The sequence below is a fragment of the Streptomyces sp. NPDC001292 genome, assembly GCF_042896465.1.
GTDB lineage: Bacteria > Actinomycetota > Actinomycetes > Streptomycetales > Streptomycetaceae > Streptomyces.
In genome coordinates this window covers 103,443-121,512 of record NZ_JBIAXG010000029.1, presented here as the reverse complement: position 1 = coordinate 121,512, position 18,070 = coordinate 103,443, and the positions used below count along the sequence as shown (strand labels likewise).

The 18,070-nt window shown below is 71.5% G+C and carries 20 protein-coding genes; 10 read left to right on the top strand and 10 right to left on the bottom strand.

All coding sequences use genetic code 11. The features are described from left to right. The first annotated feature begins 184 nt into the window (after positions 1 to 184). Positions 185 to 1,507 (top strand): sensor histidine kinase, encoded by a 1,323-nt coding sequence (locus ACFY4A_RS27445; RefSeq protein WP_390832018.1) that lies wholly within the window; start codon positions 185 to 187, stop codon positions 1,505 to 1,507. Then, positions 1,504 to 2,175 carry a response regulator gene (locus ACFY4A_RS27440; protein ID WP_390832017.1) on the top strand — a complete coding sequence of 224 codons (672 nt, stop codon included), beginning with the start codon at positions 1,504 to 1,506 and terminating at the stop codon, positions 2,173 to 2,175. Before ACFY4A_RS27445 ends, ACFY4A_RS27440 begins: the two co-directional genes overlap by 4 nt. Before the next feature lie 310 nt (positions 2,176 to 2,485). On the opposite strand, the gene ACFY4A_RS27435 is transcribed toward ACFY4A_RS27440, so the two are convergent. From ACFY4A_RS27435 to ACFY4A_RS27425, 3 genes are all read right to left on the bottom strand, one after another. Then, positions 2,486 to 2,941, bottom strand: coding sequence for an SRPBCC family protein (locus tag ACFY4A_RS27435; RefSeq protein WP_390832016.1), 456 nt, complete (start codon positions 2,939 to 2,941; stop codon positions 2,486 to 2,488). Between the two features lie 70 nt (positions 2,942 to 3,011). Beyond that, positions 3,012 to 3,683: a response regulator gene (locus ACFY4A_RS27430; protein ID WP_390832015.1), complete on the bottom strand. Its 672-nt coding sequence runs from the start codon at positions 3,681 to 3,683 to the stop codon at positions 3,012 to 3,014. Then, a complete protein-coding gene (locus ACFY4A_RS27425; protein WP_390832014.1) occupies positions 3,680 to 4,924 on the bottom strand; it encodes a sensor histidine kinase in 1,245 nt (414 codons plus the stop codon). The genes ACFY4A_RS27430 and ACFY4A_RS27425 overlap by 4 nt, the downstream gene beginning before the upstream one ends. Positions 4,925 to 5,046: 122 nt before the next feature. Here ACFY4A_RS27425 and ACFY4A_RS27420 point away from each other — a divergent pair, with 122 nt between their 5' ends. Together ACFY4A_RS27420 and ACFY4A_RS27415 are read left to right on the top strand one after the other, a co-directional pair. Beyond that, the gene (locus ACFY4A_RS27420; RefSeq protein ID WP_390832013.1) at positions 5,047 to 5,640 is read left to right on the top strand and encodes a class I SAM-dependent methyltransferase; all 594 of its coding nucleotides are present in this window, start codon (positions 5,047 to 5,049) and stop codon (positions 5,638 to 5,640) included. Positions 5,641 to 5,776: 136 nt separating this feature from the next. Beyond that, positions 5,777 to 6,610, top strand: coding sequence for a polysaccharide deacetylase family protein (locus ACFY4A_RS27415; protein WP_390832012.1), 834 nt, complete (start codon positions 5,777 to 5,779; stop codon positions 6,608 to 6,610). Between the two features lie 33 nt (positions 6,611 to 6,643). On the opposite strand, the gene ACFY4A_RS27410 is transcribed toward ACFY4A_RS27415, so the two are convergent. From ACFY4A_RS27410 to ACFY4A_RS27390, 5 genes are all read right to left on the bottom strand, one after another. Further along, positions 6,644 to 7,366 (bottom strand): right-handed parallel beta-helix repeat-containing protein, encoded by a 723-nt coding sequence (locus tag ACFY4A_RS27410; protein ID WP_390832011.1) that lies wholly within the window; start codon positions 7,364 to 7,366, stop codon positions 6,644 to 6,646. A gap of 130 nt (positions 7,367 to 7,496) precedes the next feature. Then, positions 7,497 to 10,367 carry a BTAD domain-containing putative transcriptional regulator gene (locus ACFY4A_RS27405; protein ID WP_390832010.1) on the bottom strand — a complete coding sequence of 957 codons (2,871 nt, stop codon included), beginning with the start codon at positions 10,365 to 10,367 and terminating at the stop codon, positions 7,497 to 7,499. A gap of 83 nt (positions 10,368 to 10,450) precedes the next feature. Beyond that, the gene (locus tag ACFY4A_RS27400; RefSeq protein WP_390832009.1) at positions 10,451 to 10,750 is read right to left on the bottom strand and encodes a sensor histidine kinase; all 300 of its coding nucleotides are present in this window, start codon (positions 10,748 to 10,750) and stop codon (positions 10,451 to 10,453) included. A 4-nt stretch (positions 10,751 to 10,754) separates the two neighbouring features. Continuing rightward, complete coding sequence (locus ACFY4A_RS27395; protein ID WP_390832008.1) at positions 10,755 to 11,411, bottom strand: class I SAM-dependent methyltransferase; 657 nt, start codon at positions 11,409 to 11,411, stop codon at positions 10,755 to 10,757. A gap of 424 nt (positions 11,412 to 11,835) precedes the next feature. Then, positions 11,836 to 12,417: a TetR/AcrR family transcriptional regulator gene (locus ACFY4A_RS27390; RefSeq protein WP_390832007.1), complete on the bottom strand. Its 582-nt coding sequence runs from the start codon at positions 12,415 to 12,417 to the stop codon at positions 11,836 to 11,838. Between the two features lie 147 nt (positions 12,418 to 12,564). Here ACFY4A_RS27390 and ACFY4A_RS27385 point away from each other — a divergent pair, with 147 nt between their 5' ends. Genes ACFY4A_RS27385 through ACFY4A_RS27375 form a run of 3 tightly spaced genes read left to right on the top strand, consistent with a single transcriptional unit; the run spans position 12,565 to position 14,477 of the window. Further along, positions 12,565 to 13,134, top strand: coding sequence for a dihydrofolate reductase family protein (locus tag ACFY4A_RS27385; protein WP_390832006.1), 570 nt, complete (start codon positions 12,565 to 12,567; stop codon positions 13,132 to 13,134). A 55-nt stretch (positions 13,135 to 13,189) separates the two neighbouring features. Further along, positions 13,190 to 13,636: a DUF1772 domain-containing protein gene (locus ACFY4A_RS27380; RefSeq protein WP_390832020.1), complete on the top strand. Its 447-nt coding sequence runs from the start codon at positions 13,190 to 13,192 to the stop codon at positions 13,634 to 13,636. Between the two features lie 28 nt (positions 13,637 to 13,664). Beyond that, complete coding sequence (locus ACFY4A_RS27375) at positions 13,665 to 14,477, top strand: alpha/beta fold hydrolase (protein WP_390832019.1); 813 nt, start codon at positions 13,665 to 13,667, stop codon at positions 14,475 to 14,477. Between the two features lie 35 nt (positions 14,478 to 14,512). On the opposite strand, the gene ACFY4A_RS27370 is transcribed toward ACFY4A_RS27375, so the two are convergent. Continuing rightward, positions 14,513 to 14,956 (bottom strand): VOC family protein, encoded by a 444-nt coding sequence (locus tag ACFY4A_RS27370; protein ID WP_390832005.1) that lies wholly within the window; start codon positions 14,954 to 14,956, stop codon positions 14,513 to 14,515. Between the two features lie 136 nt (positions 14,957 to 15,092). Between ACFY4A_RS27370 and ACFY4A_RS27365 the strand changes: the two genes are divergently transcribed. From ACFY4A_RS27365 to ACFY4A_RS27355, 3 genes are read left to right on the top strand one after another with little or no spacing between them, the layout of a single operon-like run. Beyond that, positions 15,093 to 15,650 (top strand): pyridoxamine 5'-phosphate oxidase family protein, encoded by a 558-nt coding sequence (locus tag ACFY4A_RS27365; RefSeq protein WP_390832004.1) that lies wholly within the window; start codon positions 15,093 to 15,095, stop codon positions 15,648 to 15,650. Between the two features lie 14 nt (positions 15,651 to 15,664). Further along, positions 15,665 to 16,378, top strand: a complete 714-nt coding sequence (locus tag ACFY4A_RS27360) for an amidase family protein (protein ID WP_390832003.1) — start codon at positions 15,665 to 15,667, stop codon at positions 16,376 to 16,378. 31 nt (positions 16,379 to 16,409) lie between these two features. Next, positions 16,410 to 17,006 (top strand): hypothetical protein, encoded by a 597-nt coding sequence (locus ACFY4A_RS27355; RefSeq protein WP_390832002.1) that lies wholly within the window; start codon positions 16,410 to 16,412, stop codon positions 17,004 to 17,006. A 91-nt stretch (positions 17,007 to 17,097) separates the two neighbouring features. On the opposite strand, the gene ACFY4A_RS27350 is transcribed toward ACFY4A_RS27355, so the two are convergent. Further along, complete coding sequence (locus ACFY4A_RS27350) at positions 17,098 to 17,967, bottom strand: alpha/beta fold hydrolase (RefSeq protein WP_390832001.1); 870 nt, start codon at positions 17,965 to 17,967, stop codon at positions 17,098 to 17,100. Positions 17,968 to 18,070: the final 103 nt, after the last annotated feature.

Here is an 18,070-nt window from a genome sequence, read left to right as displayed (position 1 = left end):
CGAACAACCCATCGCCACCACCCATACCAACATCATCCTGCATGAATGATCACGAACCGCAGGCGGGTTGCCGGTTACTGAGACACGCTCCTAGCTCGGGACCTTTCCGCCAAGGCCGCGCCGAGGCCTGCCCGCCGCCGAGCCACAGCCATGTCCGTACGTCCCGGCCGGGGAGGAACAGCCCATGCCGTCCAGGAACCGGCCCTCCCCGGCCGTCCCGAGCACCCCCGACAGCGAGGCCCGCAGGCTGGCGCTCGTCATCCATCTGGCGTTCTTCCTGCTGCTCGGCTCCGCCCTGTTCCGGTACGTCCAGCGGCACAACGCCCAGCCCCAGGTGCCCGCCGTCCTGGCCCTGGCCGGCGCCCTCGCCCTGCTGTACGTCGTCGGCCACCGCACGGCCGTCGCCGCGCCCGCCGCGACCGTCTCGGGCACGGCGGCCGTCCCCGAGACGATCTCCCCCTCTTCGCTGGGCTCGGCCTCCGCGGGCCGCGGACGGCCTCCTCTCGCCGGGCTGCTGTGCCTGGGCGCGCTCGTGGGTGTGTGGGCCGTACTCGTCGCCCTGGCGCCCAGCTTCGCCTGGTGCGCGGTGCCGCTGTTCTACACCGCGCTGCGCACCCTGCCGACGCCTGCCGCGTACACGCTGGTGACGTTCTTCACCGCCTTCGTGGTCGTCGCGCAGCTGCGGCTGGCCGACCGTCTCGACGTGGACCTGGTGATCGGTCCGCCGGCCGTCGCCGCCCTGGCCACCGCGGTCTTCACCTACATGGACCGGCAGTCGACCCGGCAGGCCGCCCTGATCCGCGACCTGGTGCGCACCCGCCGCGAACTCGCCGCCACCGAACGCCGCGAGGGCACTCTCGCCGAACGCCAGCGGCTGGCCATGGAGATCCACGACACCCTCGCCCAGAGCCTGTCCAGCCAGCGGATGCTCCTGCAGGCCGCCGACCGGTTGTGGGAAACCGAACCGGTGCGGGCCCGCGCCCATCTGCGCACCGCCGGGTCGATCGCCGAGAGCAGCCTGACCGAGGCTCGCCGATTCGTGCACGACCTGGCGCCCGCCGACCTCGCCGAGGGCGGCGGCCTGGAATCGGCCCTGCGGGCCCTGGCCTCCCGCGAGACCACGGCCGAACTCACCGTGACCTGTCTCGTCGACGGCGCGCCGGGACCGTACGGGCTGCCGGACCGGGTGCAGTCCGCGCTGCTGCGCATCGCCCAGGGCGCCCTCGCCAACGTCCGGGAGCACTCCGGCGCCACCCGGGCCGCCCTCACCCTCACCCATCTGGAGGACCAGGTCCGGCTGGACATCGCCGACAACGGCCGCGGCTTCGACACCGCCGCACTGCCGGAGCGCGCCGTCGGGGTCCGCGGGCACGGCCTGCCCGCGATCCGGGCCAGGGTCGGCCAGCTGGGTGGCACCCTCACCATCGAGTCCGCGCCCGGTGACGGCACCGTCGTCTCCGTGGCCGTCCCGCACCGTCCCCCTACCGCGGAGGTCCCCACACCATGACCCGGACCGAACCCGTCCAAGGCACCGAAGGCACCGGACGGGCGCCCGTACGGCTCGTCCTGTGCGACGACCACGCCGTGGTCCGCGCCGGCCTGCGCGCCCTGCTCGGCAGCGCCCCGGGGATCGACGTGGTGGGCGAGGCGGACAGCGGCGCGGAGGCCGTCGCGCTCGCCGCGAAGCTCATGCCCGACGTGGTCCTCATGGACCTGCAACTCGGCGACGGGATGGACGGTGTCGAGGCCACGCGCCGCATCACCGCCGACTCCGGCAGGTCGGTCCATGTGCTGGTCCTGACTACGTACGACACCGACGCCGACATCACCCGTGCCATCGAGGCGGGCGCCACCGGATACCTGCTCAAGGCCGAGCGCCCCGACGAGCTGTTCACCGCCATCCACAGCGCCGCCGCCGGCCGCACCGCCCTGTCCGCTCCCGTCGCCCACCGGGTCATGACCCGTATGCGCAGCCCGCGCCCCAAACTCACCGACCGCGAGCGCGACATCCTCGGCCAGCTGTCCCGCGGGCTGACCAACCGGGACATCGCCAAGGCCCTGTTCCTGAGCGAGGCCACCGTCAAGACGCACCTGGGCCGTATCTACGACAAGCTCGGCGTCGACACCCGCGCCGGCGCCGTGGCCGTCGCCAAGGAACAACGCCTGCTGTCCTGACGAGCACGGCGCGCTCCGCCCGGCGCGAGCCGTACCGGAGACAAGGCCGTCGGCTGCGGCACGCGCAGCCGCGATGACGCGCTGCCCGACGGTGTCCGACGCGACGATCCCTACCGCGGTTTCCGTGGAGACCGCTCCGGCCCGACTGGGGCGTCTTCCTCCACACGCCGGCGCGGATCCCCGCGGTGTGGCCGCGCACGATCCACGACCGGGTGAAGGACCACCCATACGCTCGCCAGTTCCAGCCGCGCAAGGCATGCGCAACCGCGTGCCCCGCCGACTCGGCTTCTTCTTCGGGTCCTCCTGCCGCTCACCGGCTCTGTTCGGCGTAGTCCCGGAAATGTTCCAGATCGCTGCGGACGAGCCGTTCGATCGCGTTCGCCTGGGCGAAGCCCCTGGGTCCGCCGAATGCCGCCCGTACGGTGTCGGGGTCGTACTCCAGCCGTGCCTGGATCCGGGTGTTTCCCTGGTCGATGGGGTGCAGTGTGAGGGAGCACCTCAGTTCCGGGGCTTGCGTGGTGTGCCATTCCAGCACGCGGTCCCCGGTGCGGTCGGAGGCCTCGACCTCCATCTGCCGGGCCCGTCCGCCGGCCTCGATGTCCAACTGGGCGCGACCACCGGCCTCCGCATGGGCGTCGCGCACGCCGTCAATGAAGCGGGGGTAGTTCTCCACCCGGTGGAGGCTGTCCCAGGCGCTGTCGATGGGGACTCCGACGTCGATGTGTTCTTCGAGGGTGCTCATGGCGACCTCCGCGGTTCGGCTCACGACGCACGTCCTTCTGCCTCCAGTGTGCGCCCCGTCCGGCGGGCCGGGGCCCGGACCTGGCAACCGGGGATCAGGCGCCCACCCGGACGAGGCCGCTCTCGTAGGCGAAGATGACCGCGTGAACACGGTCCCGCAGGCCCAGCTTGGACAGCAGACGTCCGAGGTGGGTCTTGACGGTGGTCTCTCCGAGGAAGAGGCGTGCGGCGATGTCCGCGTTGCTCAGCCCTCGGGCGACCAGGGCCAGCACCTCCCGCTCGCGCTCGGTCAGCCGCGACAGCCGGTCACGCTCGGCGGAGTGGGCTTCGGGCAGGACGAAACGTTCCACGAGGCGGCGGATGACGGACGGCGCCATCATCACCTCGCCCCTCAGCACGGCCCGGACCGTGACCAGGATCTCCTCCCCGAGCGCGTCCTTGACCAGGAACCCGCCGGCGCCCGCGCGCAGCGCTCCGTAGGCGTACTCGTCGAGGTCGAAGGTGGTCACGACGAGGACCTTCGGAGCGGACGGCCGGGCGCAGATGTGACGGGTGGCGGCCAGGCCGTCCAGGTCCGGCATGCGTACGTCCATCAGGACGAGGTCGGGTTCCAGTTCCGCGCTGAGCGCGATGGCGGTGCGCCCGTCCGCGGCCTCCCCGACGACGGTGAGATCGGGCTGACTGCCGATCACCATGCGCAGCCCCATCCGGACCAGCTCCTGGTCGTCGCAGAGCAGCACGCGGTACGGCGCCGCGCCCCCGCTCACCGCACCGCCCCGGCAGGTGCGGGCGGCCCCGGCCGCAGCGTCGCGTCCACCCGGTAGCCGCCCTCAGGGGTGGGACCGGCACAGACGGTGCCGCCGTAGAGTGCCGAGCGCTGCCTCATGCCCTCCACGCCCCGCCCGGCCGAGGGCAAGGCGGCCTCGGGCGCGGTTCGCACGCCCGGCGAGTTGTCGACACGGATGCGAATGCGGCGCTCCGGGCCCGGAGCGCCGACCTCGACCAGGACCCGGACCCCTGCGTTCGGTGCGGCGTGTTTGACGACGTTCGTCAGCGCCTCCTGCACGATCCGGTAGGTCTGCAGCGCGGCGCCCGCCGGCAGGCCGCGCCGGTCCCCGCGCAGCTCGAGGCTGGCCGCCCCGGGGAAGCGGGCGACGAGGGAGCGCAGCTCGTCCAGGCCCGGCTGCGGCCCGTCCGGCTCGGTGCGCCGGTGCCCGTCCTCCTCCTCCCGAGGACGCAGCATGTCCAGCAGGCGACGCAGTTCGACAAGCGCGTCGCGGCCGGTGGCGCCGATCGTCTCGAGCGCCCGGTGCGCGGCCGCGGGGTCGTTGCGGCCCGCCAGCCTGCCGCCCTCGGCGTTGACGACCATGACGCTCACGCCGTGGGCGAGGATGTCGTGGATCTCACGAGCGATCCGTGCGCGCTCCTCGGCTACGGCGGCGCGGGCCAGCACGGCACGCTGGGACTCCGCCAGTTCGGTGCGGCGCGCGAACTCGGCGAGATGGGCGCGCCGGGCCCGGACGTACTCGCCCCACACCCACGACCCGGCCAGCCAGAACATCACGGAGGCGGGCGTCCACCAGGCGCCGTGCCCCGCCGAAGCCCCCTGTTCGTAGGAACGCAGCCAGTCCGGCACCCACAACAGCAGGCACCCGGCCGAGCACACGGCCGCCGCGGCGGCGGGGCGGCGCAGAGCGCGGACCACGAGCGTGTAGAGCAGCGCCGCCATGGCGAGGGCACCCCGGCCCACTTCCTGCCCCCACACCTGCCCCAGGTACTGCGCCCAGAAAGCGGCCGTGACCAACGCGGCGACGACGTGGGGGTGCCGGCGCCGCCACAGCAGCGGCAGGACCAGTGCGGCGTGGACCACCGCCTGCACCCACACCGGCCGCCAGCCGGCCTGTTCGCGGATCACCGGAGGTACGCCCACCAGGACCACCAACGCCGCGTCCGGCAGCCAGGGGTGACGCCGCCGCCATCGCGACAGGCTCTCCATGAGACGAAGCACCGCCTCAAGCTATGCCGCCCGGGGGCCCGGCACGTCGTCCCGTGGAGGGCAGTGGGATCCTCCCCGAGGACTACACACCCGGCCCTCGGACACGACGTCCGGCTACGACGTCCGTGCCGAGCATGAGCGGCGTGTCGATCACCACGCAATTCTTCAAACACCCGCTGACGACAGGCGCGATCGCCGCCAGCTCACCGCGGCTGGCCCGCGCCATGACCCGTGGGATCGGGCTGGAGACCGCCTCCCTCGTCGTCGAACTCGGCCCCGGCACGGGCGCCATCACCCGGTCGATCCTGCGTCTGATGGCGCCGGGCACCCGCCTGGTCGCCATAGAGATCAATCCCGAGTTCGCCGCCCGCCTCGAAGCCGCCCACCGGGACGACCGGCTCACCGTCGTCCGGGGCGCGGCATCCGATGTCGCCACCGTGACCGGGGAGCCGGTGCACGCGGTGGTCTCCGGACTGCCGTGGACCGTCATGCCCGAACGGCAACGGCACCGCACCCTCGAAGCCGTCGCCCAGGTCCTGAAGCCGCACGGCCGTTTCACCACCTTCGCCTACTGCCACGCCGCCTGGACCCCGCCCGCCCGCCGCTTCGCCTCGGAACTGCGCAGCCATTTCGCCACGGTGGAGCGCACCGCGGTGGTGTGGCCCAATCTGCCGCCCGCGTTCGTCTACCGGGCCGGTCACGCCGGTCACCAACGGGCGGAACGCTGACGGGAGCACGGTGCTTCCGGCTCCGGGTGCCCGCGGTGCACGTCCGGGCTACGTTCCCTCCATGGCTGGTCCACCCCTTCGGGATGTCCGGCCCGAGCGGGCCCGGAGTCCCTCGCCGCCGGACAGGTGCCGCCGCGTGCGGAATGCGGCCAGGGCAGCGCACCGGACGCGCGCGCCGACCGCACTGGTGACCGCGGCAGCGCTGGCGTCGGCCCTGTCCGGCTGCGGTGGCGGCGACGTCGCGCCGCGAGATGGAGCCACGCAGCAGGTGCCGTCGGCGAGCGGCACGGTGGCCGGAGCCGCCCGGAGCCCCGGCGGGTCCGTCGACTGCCGCAGAACGAGATGCGTGGCGCTCACCTTCGACGACTCGCCGAGCGTCCGCACCCCGCGGATCCTGGACATCCTGCGCCGGTACCGCGTGCACGCCACCTTCTTCACGCTGGGCAAGAACCACGTCCTCAGAGACCCGGGAACAGTCAGGCGGATGGCCGCGGAAGGCCACGAGGTGGAGACCCTCACCTGGTCCCACCGGATCCTCACCGGGATCAGCCCGGCCGACGCGCGCAAGGAGATCACCCGGGGCCGCGAGGCCGTGGCGAAGGTCATCGGCCGCCGGCCTCTCCTGTTGCGCCCGCCGCAGGGCCGTACGAACGCGACCGTCACGGCGATCTGCCGGCAGCTCGGCATGGCGCAGGTCCTGTGGAGCGCCACCGCGTCCGACTACGAGACCACCGACTCGGCGCTCATCACCCGCCGGATCCTGGCCCGGACCGGCCCTGGCGGGATCATCCTGCTGCACGACCGGGTGGACCCCACCAACCGCGGCTACAACGGCACGGTCGCCGCGATTGCCGGCATCCTCGCCAGCCTCGAGGCCCGCGGTTACACCTTCGTCACCGTCACCCGGCTCCTCGCTCCGGCGGGGCCCCGGCCCGGTGAGGTGTACCGTGACGGGCCTCTCGGCCCGTGACGGCCCCTTGCTCCTCGTACGGCGGCGTCCTGGTCAGAGCTTGGTATTGCCGCCCTTGTTCACGATGCTCGCGCCCCTGCAATTGCCCCAGGTGAGCTTCAGGCCGGTATTGCCCCCGCCCTTGCCACCCCACTTGATCAGCGAGATCTTCTTGCCGCCGTAGCCGCCGGTCTTGTACTTGTTGCCCTTGAAGACGTTGCCGCTTCCGCAGCGCTCCCCCTTCTCCAGCCGGCCCCACTCGCTGAACAGGGCGTACCAGCCGGAGCCGGTGAAAGTGTTCCCGCTGACCGTGTTGTTCTTGCTGCCGTCCCTGATCCGCACGGGGTCGCCGGTGATCGAGGAGAACTTGTTGCCGGTGACGCTGCTGCCCGAGGTCCTGACCAGGTAGACGCCGTGCATGGTGGCGCCGTTGCGCAGGTTGGAGAAGGTGTTCTTCTTGATCACGATGCCTGAGGCGTTCTGGACGTGAACCCCGGCGTAGCCGGTGGATCCGCTGAGGTTCGTGAACTGATTGCCGGAGACCGTGACGTTCTTGACGTTCCTGAGCAGGATCGCGTTGTTGTGCCCGGAGAACTTCTTGCCGCTGATGGTGAAGCCTCCGGGGCCCCCGTCGATGCAGAGCTGGTAGTCGCCCTTGGGGCACTTGACCTGGCCGGGGTACTTGGTCGCGGCGACCGCCGAGCCCGGTGCGGCCGTGCCGGCCAGTACCAGGGTGCTGCCGATGGCCGTGACGGTCAGGGCATGACGCATACGCATGGGTCTCCTCCGATGCTGTCCGCTGGTCTCGCTGGAAGCGGGATCCACTCTTCCCGGGAGACCTTGGCGAAACCTTGAACCAGCTTTGGAGAACGCCTGCGCGGGCCTCGAACCGTACCCACAGGCGTGGTCAGGTCTGTGCCGACTCCGCGGCGTCCGGACCGTCCGCGCCAGGTGGGACGTCGAGTTCACGCAGGAGGGCGCTGACCCGGTCCACGTCCTCGGCGAGGGCCTGGATGTCGAGGTGGATGCCGAGAGCCTGGCGCAGAGCATTCCGGGCCTGCTCGAGGGCTCCTGTCGCCCGGTGGGCCTGACTCAGGTGGACCAGGGTCTCGGCCTCGTTGTAACGGTGGCCCAGTGCGCGGTTGAGCTCCAGGCTGTGCTCGTAGCAGTCGATGGCCCTCGCGTGTTCGCGGAGTTGGTGGTACGCGTATCCGAGAGTGTCCCAGGTGCCCGCCCGGCCCCGTTCGTCGCCGAGCTCGTGCTGAATGGCCAACGCTTCCCGGCCATGGCGTACCGCCTCGGCGAGGTTCCCCAGATGGGCGTGGTCCCAGGCCACCGCGTTCAGGGCACGGGCGTGTCCCGGAAGGTTGCCGAGAGAGGTGAACAGGTCCGCGGCGTGCTGGTCGTGCCGCAGAGCGGCGCTCCTGTCGCCGTCGCGCTCGTGCAGCCAGCCCAGGGCTAGGTGAGTGTGGGCCGCCGAGAGGAGGTCGCCACTCGACTCCGAGAGGTCCAGCGCGCAGGCCAGTTCGCGATGGGCTTCGGTGAAGCGGCCGGTCTCGGTGCAGGCCCAGGCCAGCGTGCGATGGGACTCGGCCCGGGCGGACGGATCCCCGAGGCGGATCGCGGCGGCGAGTGCCGTGGTGTGCACCGCGGTGACGTCGGCCCAGCGCCCCCTGCGGGCCAGGAAGGTGCTCATCGCCCACGCCAGCCGCCATGCCTGCCGGTCGTGGCCGGTACGTGCGGCATGGTCCACGGTCGCCGTCAGCACGGTGTGTTCGCTCGTGAACCACGCCAGGGCCTGGTCGTGCGTGGTGAGTTCCTCGGGCTGTGTTCCCTCTGCCGCCGGAACCGGCCGGAGCGGGTCGCGGTGGGGCACCAGCAGCCGGTCGGCCTCGTACGCCGTGTGCGCGTAGTGGTCGAGTACGCGGGTGAGTGCCGCTTCCGCTTCACCCGCGGGTGCCGCGGTCTCCGCCAGTTCGAGGGCGTACGCGCGCAGCAGGTCGTGGCAGGTGAAGCGGCCCGGGACGCGTTCCTGGACGAGGTGGAGGGCCTGGAGGCGACGCAGCCGCGTACGGAGCCGGGTGAGCGGCAGGGCGGTGAGGCTGACGGCGGCGGACAGGCCGATGTCTGTGCCGGGCGACTGGGCGAGCTGCCGGAACACCCGGGCCGCATCGGGGTCGAGGGCGAGACAGGACGAAGCGAAGACGGTCCGTACGTCACCGGTCGCCTCGCCGGTGTCCAGGGCGTCGAGCCGGGTCGCGGCACCGCGCAGTTCGGCCGTCAGGGCGGTGAGAGTGAGCGCCGGGTTCGTGGTGACGCGGGCGGAGAGGACGCTGATGGCCAACGGAAGTCCGGCGCAGTAGCCGAGGAGCTCCGCCGCCGCTGCGGGTTCCGCGGCGACCCGCTCGGCCCCGAGGCGGCGTACCAGCAGGTCGTGCGACTCGCTGTCGTCGAGCGTTTCCAGGGCGAGCCGGCCCGCGCCGTGAGAGGCGGCGAGTCCGGGGAGCTGGTGACGGCTGGTGATCAGCACCGTGCAGGTGGGGCTGCCGGGCAGCAGGGGCAGGATCTGGTCGGTGTCGCGGGCGTTGTCCAGCACGATGAGCATGCGTCGGCCCGCCGTGAGGCTTCGGTACAGCGCGGACTGACCCTGCGCGGTGCTGGGGAGGCTCGCGGCGTCGGCGCCCAGGGCTTCCAGGAACCCTCGCATGACGACGTAGGGGTCCACGGGTGCGCCGGAGGGTGCGAAGCCTTGGAGGTCGGCGTACAACTGCCCGTCGGGAAACAGCTCTTGCTGATCATGTGCCCAGCGCAGCGCCAGCCAGGTCTTGCCGACGCCGCCGGTACCGCAGATCACCCCGATCAGAAGGGTTTCGTCGCCCGGATCGCCCTGTGGCACCAACAGCTTGTCCAGGCGGCGGAGTTCCGTGGCGCGGCCCGTGAACATGGGCGGCGGCGCGGGCAGTTGCCGGGGGGCCGCGGCGGCGGTGTCCGCGGGCTTCGGCTTCGCATGTCCACGGGTCGGTGCGATCAGCAGCGGATCCGAGACGAGGATCTGCTGGTGCAGCACCCGCAGCCTGGGCCCCGGATCGATGCCCAATTCCTCGGCCAGACGGCGGCGTGTCCGCTGATAGTGGTTCAGGGCGTCGGCGGGACGTCCGCCACGGTAGAGGGCGAGCATCAGCTGGGCGGCGAGCCGTTCGTCCAGCGGGTGGCTCTCGGCGTGGGCGGTCAGGGTCGTCGATACTTCGGCGTGCAGACCGCGGCGCAGTTGGAGGTCTCCCCAGTCCAGCACGGTCGCGAGCCATTCCAGGTGCACGGTCTCGCGCTGGGCGTCGAACCAGGGGGTGTCCATTCCTGGACAGGCGTCGCCGTGCCAGAGCGCGAGGGCCTCCTCGAACAGGCGTGCCGCCTCGTCCTCGCCGCCCGCGCCCTCGGCGGTTCGGGCCCTGGTGGCAAGCAAGCGGAAGCGGTGCAGGTCGACGGCCGAGGGGTCGACGGTCAACTCGTATCCACCGGACCGCCGTACGATCCGCGCTTCCGCGGCCGCGGCGCGTAACGCCTGGCGCAGTCTGGACAGGTAGCTGTACAGCGTCAACCGGGCACGCTGCGGTGCCCGCTCCGCCCAGACCCGGTCGATGAGCTGATCCGCCGTCACCGACCGGTTGGCATCGCACAGCAGCGCCGCCAGCACGCGCTGCTGCCGCGCGGGCCCCAAGTCCAGCCGGTCGCCGTCGACGCGGGCCTCGATCGCACCCAGCACACGGAACTCCACCGCCACACGGACCACCCCCGGGCAGATCCTAGGGCCGGATCCCTGGCCGCCGATCAGCCATTTCAAGCTGCTTTCCGGGTTCGGGCACCTCAGCTCCCGGCGCAGGGCAGCGCCACCGTGATGGACGGTCCTCCCTGGGGGCCCGGGTCGACGGTCAGCTCGGCGTCGTGCACGGCGGTGGCAGCGGAGACGATGGAGAGCCCGAGGCCGTGCCCGTCCGGACTCCCGGTCCCGGACTCCAGGCGCTGGAAGGGCTGGAAGAGGGTGCCGATCCGGTCCGGTGTCTCAGGTCCGCTGTCGACCACCCGCAGGAACGGCTGCCGGTGCGCGGTTCCGGTGACCACACGCACCCGGCCCGCGCCTGCCCGACACCGGATGAGCGGCAGCACGCGTTCAGTGCTCTTCCTCGCGGGGGCGTTCGGCCGTGCCGAGGATGTGGGTGGCGGCCGGCAAGGGGAAGCGGGTTTCGGGAAAGACGAACTTCTCCACCTCCGTGAGAGTGAACCCGGCCGCGGTGATGGCGCTCTGGGTGTCGCGGCCGGTGTGGCAGCCGCCGCACAGCAGTGGCCAGACGGTCGCGTCCACGGCGCGCTGGACGCGGCGCATGCCCGGTGTGTCCGCCTGGACGTGCTCGAAGAACCGCAGGTGGCCTCCGGGCCGCAGGACGCGGTGGATCTCGGCCAGTGCCGCTCTCTGGTCTGCCACCGAGCACAGGGTGAGGCACACGACGGCCGCGTCGAACGAGGCGTCGGGCACCGGCAGTTGCTCGGCCCGGCCGTCCATGACCTCCACCTCCGCGGGCACCGCGCGGGCCGCTTCCGTGGCCAGGGCACGCAGGCGGGGCTCCGGCTCGATGGCCAGGACGCGTTTCACCTCGGGTGGGTAGTGCCGGAAGTTCAGTCCGTTGCCCGCGCCGACCTCGATGACCCGGCCGGCCAGACCGGCCACCAGGCGCTTCCGGTACCGCGTGACACCGGCCCTCTCCAGGCCGGGGGCGGCGACCTTGGCGTAGAAGCGGGCGAAGACGGGGTGGCGCAACTGTGAGGCCATGGCGGATCACCGGAGTTCCTGTCGGGGGTGGTGCCTGGTGGTCATCGCGAGCTTGTGTTCCGACCCAGCACACCACACAAGTGGTCCGCTGACGCTTTCCGGACGCACCCCCCTGGTGTGATCGCCTGATTGGTCTCATCGGGTGTTGGAAGGGGGGAGCGCGAGCAGGAACCGGCGGATCGGCGCGTCCATGCGGTGGGCGTGCGCAGTGGTCGTGGCCGTCAGCGCGCCGGCGGGCCAACGCAGTCAGGACGCGGCCGTTCCCGGAGCGGGCGGGCCTCCGGGAGTGCCGCAGGCGCCCGCGCCGGGCAAGAACATGACCGACCAGCCGGTGCGGCCCACACCGCCTGCGGCGCGTGCGCCGCTGCACGTGGACGGCAGGTATGGCGCGCATACGGCTTCCAGCCGCCCCCGTCCGGAATGGTCAGCCGGCTTCTGCCGGGAGCAGGCGCTTCACCATGACGTCGATCAGTGCGTCGAGCCGGTGCGGCGCGAGGAGCTCCGGGACGGTCAGGTCCTCGACGATCAGCCCCAGCATGGCCAGGTAGAGCACGACCACCCCGGTGCGGTCGCCGGGCAGGCCGCCGCCCAGGTGGAAGTCGATGTTGGCGTCGAGCTCGGCGGTGAAGAAACCCGTGAGCTCACTGTGGAGTTCGGACCGCCGGGTGGCCTCCAGACGCAGTTCGAGCATGGCCAGGTGGCTGCTGCGTTCGCGGCGCATGCGGTCGACGAGCTGCGTCATCAGGGTCCTGACCAGCTCGTGCGACGGCTCGGCGTTCATCGTGTCGGCCAGCTCGGCAGGATCGGGGGTCAGGCGCTCGCGAGTGCGTCCCATGACCTGCGCCAGCATGTCGGCGCGGTTGGCGAAGTAGTTGGACGCCGTCCCGGTGGGCACGGCCGCCTCCCTGTCGACGGCGCGCAGCGTCAGGCCCCTGGAGCCCTCTCGGGCGAGAACCTCGATGGCGGCATCGAGCAACGCGGTGCGGCGGGAAGGATTCTGACGCATCGACAGCTCCGGGGAAACTCATTGACACCACTGCGGATGCAGCACTACGTTCAAACCACTTCAACCACAGTACATCAGATGGAGTGGCATACGAGGAGCCGAGAAGCCCCCGGTCCCGCCACGTCGTCGCAGAGGAAAAGAGACCGGATGCGCAGACTCACCTACTATGTCGCCGCCACCCTCGACGGCTACATCGCCGGCCCGGACGGCGGTTACGACTTCTTTCCCTTCGAAGGCGAGGTCCGGGAGGCGATCCTCGCCGAGTATCCCGAGACCATGCCGGCGCACGTCCGCGGGCCGCTCGGCCTGACCACCACCCCTCACCGGCACTTCGACACCGTGATCATGGGTCGCGGCACCTACGAGCCCGCCCTGAAGGCAGGCATCACCAGCCCCTACGCCCACCTGGAGCAGTACGTCGTCTCCCGTGCCCTGGCCTCTCCCTCCCCGGACGTGGAGCTCGTCGCCGACGACCCGGCCGCGCTGGTGCGCGAGCTGAAGAAGCAGGACGGCATGGGCATCTGGCTCGCCGGCGGCGGCAAGCTGGCCGCCGCGCTCCGCGACGAGATCGACGAACTGATCATCAAGCGCAACCCGGTCGTCATCGGCTCCGGCGTCCCGCTGTTCGACGGCCCGTTCGCACCCACCGGCTTCGTGCCGACCGCTCGCCGCGACTTCGACTCCGGCGTCAGCATCGTCACCTACACGAGGAAATGACGTGAGAGCACTCGCCACCCTCTCCCTGCTGGCGGCCACCCTGGCCACAGGGCTGATGGCCGGCCTGTTCGCGGCCTTCGCCTACGCCGTCATGCCCGGCCTGCGCCGCGGTGACGATCGCACCTTCGTCACCGCGATGCAGCAGATCAACAAGGCGATCCTCAACGGATGGTTCATGACGTGCTTCCTGGGGGCGCTCCTGGCGCCGGCACTCGCCGCCGTCGCGCAGTGGTCCGGCGGCGATCGCGGGGTCTTCGCATTCGTCATCGCCGCGCTGGTGCTGTACCTGGCGATGTTCGTCGTCACCGCCGCGGTCAACGTCCCGCTCAACGACCGGTTGGCCGCCGCCGGCCAACCGGACCGTATCGGCGACCTCGCCGCCGTGCGGGAGCGCTTCGAGTCCAGCTGGGTCGCCTGGAACATCGTCCGCGCCGTGGCCTCCACGGGTGCGTTCGGCTGCCTGGCCTGGGCGCTGGTCCTGCATGGCCGCGCCACCCACTGAGGCGATCGACGACCGCCGGGAGATCCGCATGGCCTGGTCCGAGCGCATCGTGACGCGAGACGGTGTGCGACTTGTCTGCAGGGACCGGGGCGGGCTGGGACCACCCGTCGTGCTGCTGCACGGTCTGGCCGGCCACTCCGGTGAGTGGGATGCGACAGCCCGGAATCCGAGCTCCCGGTATCGGGTCGTCGCGGTCGACCAGCGAGGGCACGGCGCCGGCGAACGTCACCCGCGGGACGTCTGGCGTGCCGCGTACGTCGCCGATGTCATCGTCGTTGCCGATCGACTCGGGTTGCGACAGCCCGTACTGGTCGGTCAGTCCCTGGGCGGGCACACGGCCATGCTCACCGCTGCCGCACATCCCGAGCGGGTCCGCGCGCTCGTGCTCGTCGAGGCCGGCCCGGGTTCCGGCGATCCGAGCGCTCGCGTCGAGATCGGCGGATGGCTGGACTCGTGGCCGGTGCCGTTCACCTCCCGGGAGGCGGCTGTCCGGTTCCTCGGCGGCGGCCCGGTCGGCGAAGGCTGGGCAGCCGGTCTGGAGGAACGCGACGGCGGCTGGTGGCCGCGTCTCGATCGGGGCGTGATGGTCGACTCGCTGGCGGAGAACGCCCGGCGCTCCTTCTGGGACGAGTGGGCGCGGATCGTGTGCCCGACCTTGGCGGCGCTGGCCCGGTCCAGCATCATCCCGCCCCACGAAGTGGACGGCATGCTCCGCCAAGGACCCGTCACCCAGGCCGTCAGCATTCCCGAAACCGGTCACGACCCGCACCTGGAGCGACCCGGCACTCTGCACACCGCGCTCTCGGACTTCCTCGACGGGCTCGCGCACGGCAAGCGATGACTTTCGGCGGCGGGCCCAGCCGGCCACCGCCCCTGTCAGATGTCGGTACGCGCCAGCTCGCCCTTGAGCAGGCCCGTCGCCTGGCCCACCTCGATGAGGTAGCCGTCGGGATCGCGCAGGTAGCAGCGCAACTCGGCGCGACGGTCGATGGGCGGGGTGAGGAACTCCGCTCCCTTCGCGACCGCAGCGTCGTAGAAGCGGTGGATGTCGGCCACCCGCACGTTCAGAAAGCCGGAGGCGGTGCGAGGGTCGTCCGGCGGGCGCAGTACGACGTCGGGCTTGTCGTCGGTGGGGCCGCCGCCGGGATTCAGGATGATCCAGCCGTTGGCGACCTTGATGATGCAGGGATTCTCCTCCAGCACCACCGTTCCGCCCAGCACGTCGGCGTAGAACGCCCGGGAGCGCAGCACATCGGAGACAGTGAAGAAGTGTGTGAGCACCAGGCCCTCGACCGGCGCAGGAAGATCGTCCGGGTTCATCCGCTGCTCCCGCTCGACGTGTGGTCGGACACGCACTCAGAGTAGGAGCTGAGCGACCGCGCGGCACCCGCACGCCGAGTAGCGATGATTTCGGCGCGGGCCGCCGGTCGTCATGGGGAGAGGAAGGAGATCCGCCATGCCGACACAGCCACCCGCAAAGCGACCCACGACCGATCTCGACGCCCGATACAGCTCCGCACTCAATCCCCGCCCGGGTGCCACGGAGGTCACCGCCACCGAGTGGGCCGAGGCCCAGCGGCTGCTGAAGTCCGCCGAGATCTTCTGGGTGTCCACGGTGCGGCCCGACGGCCGGCTGCACGTCACTCCCGTGATCGCCACCTGGCACGACGGGGTGCTGTACTTCTCCACCGGACCGGGCGAACAGAAGGCGAGGAACCTCGCCCATGATGCGCACTGCGCACTGACGACCGGGGGAAACTCACTCACCGAAGGGCTCGACGTCGTGGTCGAGGGCAAGGCGGAGCGGGTTGCCGACCCGGCGCTGCTGGAGGAGGTGATCGCTGCGTACGAGGCGAAGTACGGGCCGCACATCACCTCGCCCGAGGGCACCTTCCACGGGATCGGGGATGCGTTCCTGAAGGGGGACGCGGTGGTGTTCGCGGTGGCTCCGGCCACGGCGTACGGCTTCGGCCGGGACGACGGGGTGTACACCCATACCCGGTGGACGTTCTGACAAGGACGGCCACGGTGATCACCACCAGCGAGTACGCGGACCTGTCCGCCCTGGACATCGCCCATCACGTGCGGCACGGCAACGTGACGGCCGTCGACGTCGTCGGGGCCGCCTTGGCCCGTATCGCCGAAGTCGACGATGACATACGCGCGTTCACCGTGGTATGGGCCGAGCGGGCGGCCCGCCGCTCAGTGGAAAACCTCGCCGAGGCCGGCCTGATCACCCTGGCCGAGGGCCCCGACCTGTCACTCGTGGACCCCGCCCCCGCCTGGACGGCCCTCCGCGCGGGGGCGCGTTCCTCGGCTGACGGCAGCAGGATCATGACCACCAACGAAGAGCGGCTGCGCGACTGCTTCCATCGAGCCGAGCTCGTCCTCACGCCCACCACGCCCCACCCACCGCACGGCCACGACGGGCCAGGGGCACGGATGAGCGTCGCGCTGACGTGGGCGTTCAACCTCAGCGGGCATCCAGCGCTCAGCCTGCCCGCGGGGATCACAGCCCAGGGAGCACCTGTCGGTCTCCAACTCGTGGCCCGCCGCCACGAGGAGCGACAGCTCCTCGACGTCGCCGACCGCGCCACCCGGCTCGGCACCGTCCCACGGTCGCTCGGGTGGCGTCGCCCGCGCCGCTCGCGGCGCCAGGGTCTTTCGTCCGGACCAAGCCGGATCGCGGCGCGGTGCCGGAGCCCGCGAGCCCGGCCTGATCAGGGGGTGGTGGCACAGTGACAGACGAACGATCGAGAGGAGTTGAGGGGCGATGGGGGATTTCTTCGAGCGGATCGTCGATGTCGAGGTGACCGCCGAGGAGGCCGGGCCGCTCGCGGATCGGATGGTCGACTGGATGGTCACCGAGGGTCTGGTCACGCGTGAGACGTCCGGCGACGGGGTGTACAGCCTGAGCGTGGATGAGGGCTACGTGCCGGGCCCGAACTGGGCGCGGGCCGTCGCCGACTCCTCGGACCCGGACTGGCGGCCGGGCCCGGTGGCCGTGATCGTCGGACGCGACCACCATTCCGGTGGCCAGGGGGTGGACGAAGCGGAGTACGCCGTCTGCCCGCGTTGCGAGACCAAGATCGTGATCATCGGCTACCCCGAGGAGTTCGAGGCGGACGAGGAGGTCTGGCGGCCGTTCAGGGACGGCATCGCCGCCTGGAAGGACACGGGCGAGGGCAGTGTCCCCTGCTCGTCCTGCGGTGCCTCGGTCCCGGTCACCGAGTGGCGGTGGGAGTCCAACTTCGCCGTGGGCGCCCTCGCCTTCGACTTCTGGGGCTGGCCGCCGCTCTCCGCCGGCTTCTGCGCGGAGTTCAGCCGGCGGCTCGGGCACCGAACGGCGGAGCAGATGGGCAAGTTCTGAAGCGTCTTTCCTGAGCTCTTCGCGGCGGCCACACCCGTTGCCGTCCTCCGAACCGGTGACGATCACACGGTGGTCGGAGGTAGGACGACCGTCAGCGAGCGTCGTCGAGGACCTCGCGCAGCCTGCGCGCGAAGGCCTCGGGCTGACCGGCGTATCCGGACTCGCCGCCGAGGAAGCCACCGTGGTGGCTGGGAAACACCGTCGCCTGCTGACCGAGCAGTTCGGCCGCCGCCTCCGAGGTGCGTCCGGTGAAGGTGTCGAGGGTCTCCTCACCGACGGCGATCAGGACCCGCGTCCGCGCCGCGGCCAGGGCGTCGGTATCGGGTCGGTAGCCGCTGACCGCCCACGACCGGTCGGAGAGCAGCGGGTCGTCACGGGAACCGTCGTCCTCGGTCGGCATCCCGAACGCTGCCGGATCCGGAGCGGGTTGGGCGAAGTAGTCGTCGGTGAACTCGCCCCGCCACGAGGTCATCGCGATGAAGGCCGCCATGCCGGCACCCCAGCCCTTGTCCTGGTACGCCCGAAGAACGGCGGCCCGGGCGCGCTCGGCAGCCTGGGCGTCGGGAAGTACCGGGATGAGCGGCGGCTCGTGCGCCACCAGGGTGGTCACGTCGTCGGGGTAGGCCGCCACGAGGGCGAGCGCGGTCGCGGCGCCGCCGCTGCTCGCGAACATCTCGACCGGGCCCGCTCCGAGCGCCTCGATCACGGCGTGCACGTCGGCGGCCTGGTGCGCGGGCGCGTGGTCGACCCGGCCGTCCTTGCGGGTGCTGCGGCCGAGACCGCGCGGGTCGTAGGTGACCACGGTGCGGTCGGGGAAGTAGGACGCCAAGGTGCGAAAACCGCCGGCGTCCATGGGCTGGCCGATCATGACCAGCGGCGGGCGTCCGTCGGCGGTCGGCAGCGGACCGAGGACGTCGTAGGCGAGGTCGGCCTCGGGAGTCTTCAGGATCTGAGTCGTCATGAACGTCGGACCCCCACGGCGTCCAGAACTCATCGCACCTCGCGCAGGTCATTCCACAAGGCCCCCGATGCGCCATGGCACGCCGCCACGCCGTCTCGAGCCG

Coding starts and splice junctions, on each gene's coding strand:
- ACFY4A_RS27380 (WP_390832020.1), top strand. CDS start 13,190: ATGGCCGGCCTGTTCGCGGCCTTCGCCTACGCCGTCATGCCCGGCCTG.
- ACFY4A_RS27385 (WP_390832006.1), top strand. CDS start 12,565: ATGCGCAGACTCACCTACTATGTCGCCGCCACCCTCGACGGCTACATC.
- ACFY4A_RS27440 (WP_390832017.1), top strand. CDS start 1,504: ATGACCCGGACCGAACCCGTCCAAGGCACCGAAGGCACCGGACGGGCG.
- ACFY4A_RS27355 (WP_390832002.1), top strand. CDS start 16,410: ATGGGGGATTTCTTCGAGCGGATCGTCGATGTCGAGGTGACCGCCGAG.
- ACFY4A_RS27390 (WP_390832007.1), bottom strand. CDS start 12,417: ATGCGTCAGAATCCTTCCCGCCGCACCGCGTTGCTCGATGCCGCCATC.
- ACFY4A_RS27365 (WP_390832004.1), top strand. CDS start 15,093: ATGCCGACACAGCCACCCGCAAAGCGACCCACGACCGATCTCGACGCC.
- ACFY4A_RS27445 (WP_390832018.1), top strand. CDS start 185: ATGCCGTCCAGGAACCGGCCCTCCCCGGCCGTCCCGAGCACCCCCGAC.
- ACFY4A_RS27420 (WP_390832013.1), top strand. CDS start 5,047: ATGAGCGGCGTGTCGATCACCACGCAATTCTTCAAACACCCGCTGACG.
- ACFY4A_RS27375 (WP_390832019.1), top strand. CDS start 13,665: ATGGCCTGGTCCGAGCGCATCGTGACGCGAGACGGTGTGCGACTTGTC.
- ACFY4A_RS27350 (WP_390832001.1), bottom strand. CDS start 17,967: ATGACGACTCAGATCCTGAAGACTCCCGAGGCCGACCTCGCCTACGAC.
- ACFY4A_RS27395 (WP_390832008.1), bottom strand. CDS start 11,411: ATGGCCTCACAGTTGCGCCACCCCGTCTTCGCCCGCTTCTACGCCAAG.
- ACFY4A_RS27370 (WP_390832005.1), bottom strand. CDS start 14,956: ATGAACCCGGACGATCTTCCTGCGCCGGTCGAGGGCCTGGTGCTCACA.
- ACFY4A_RS27410 (WP_390832011.1), bottom strand. CDS start 7,366: ATGCGTATGCGTCATGCCCTGACCGTCACGGCCATCGGCAGCACCCTG.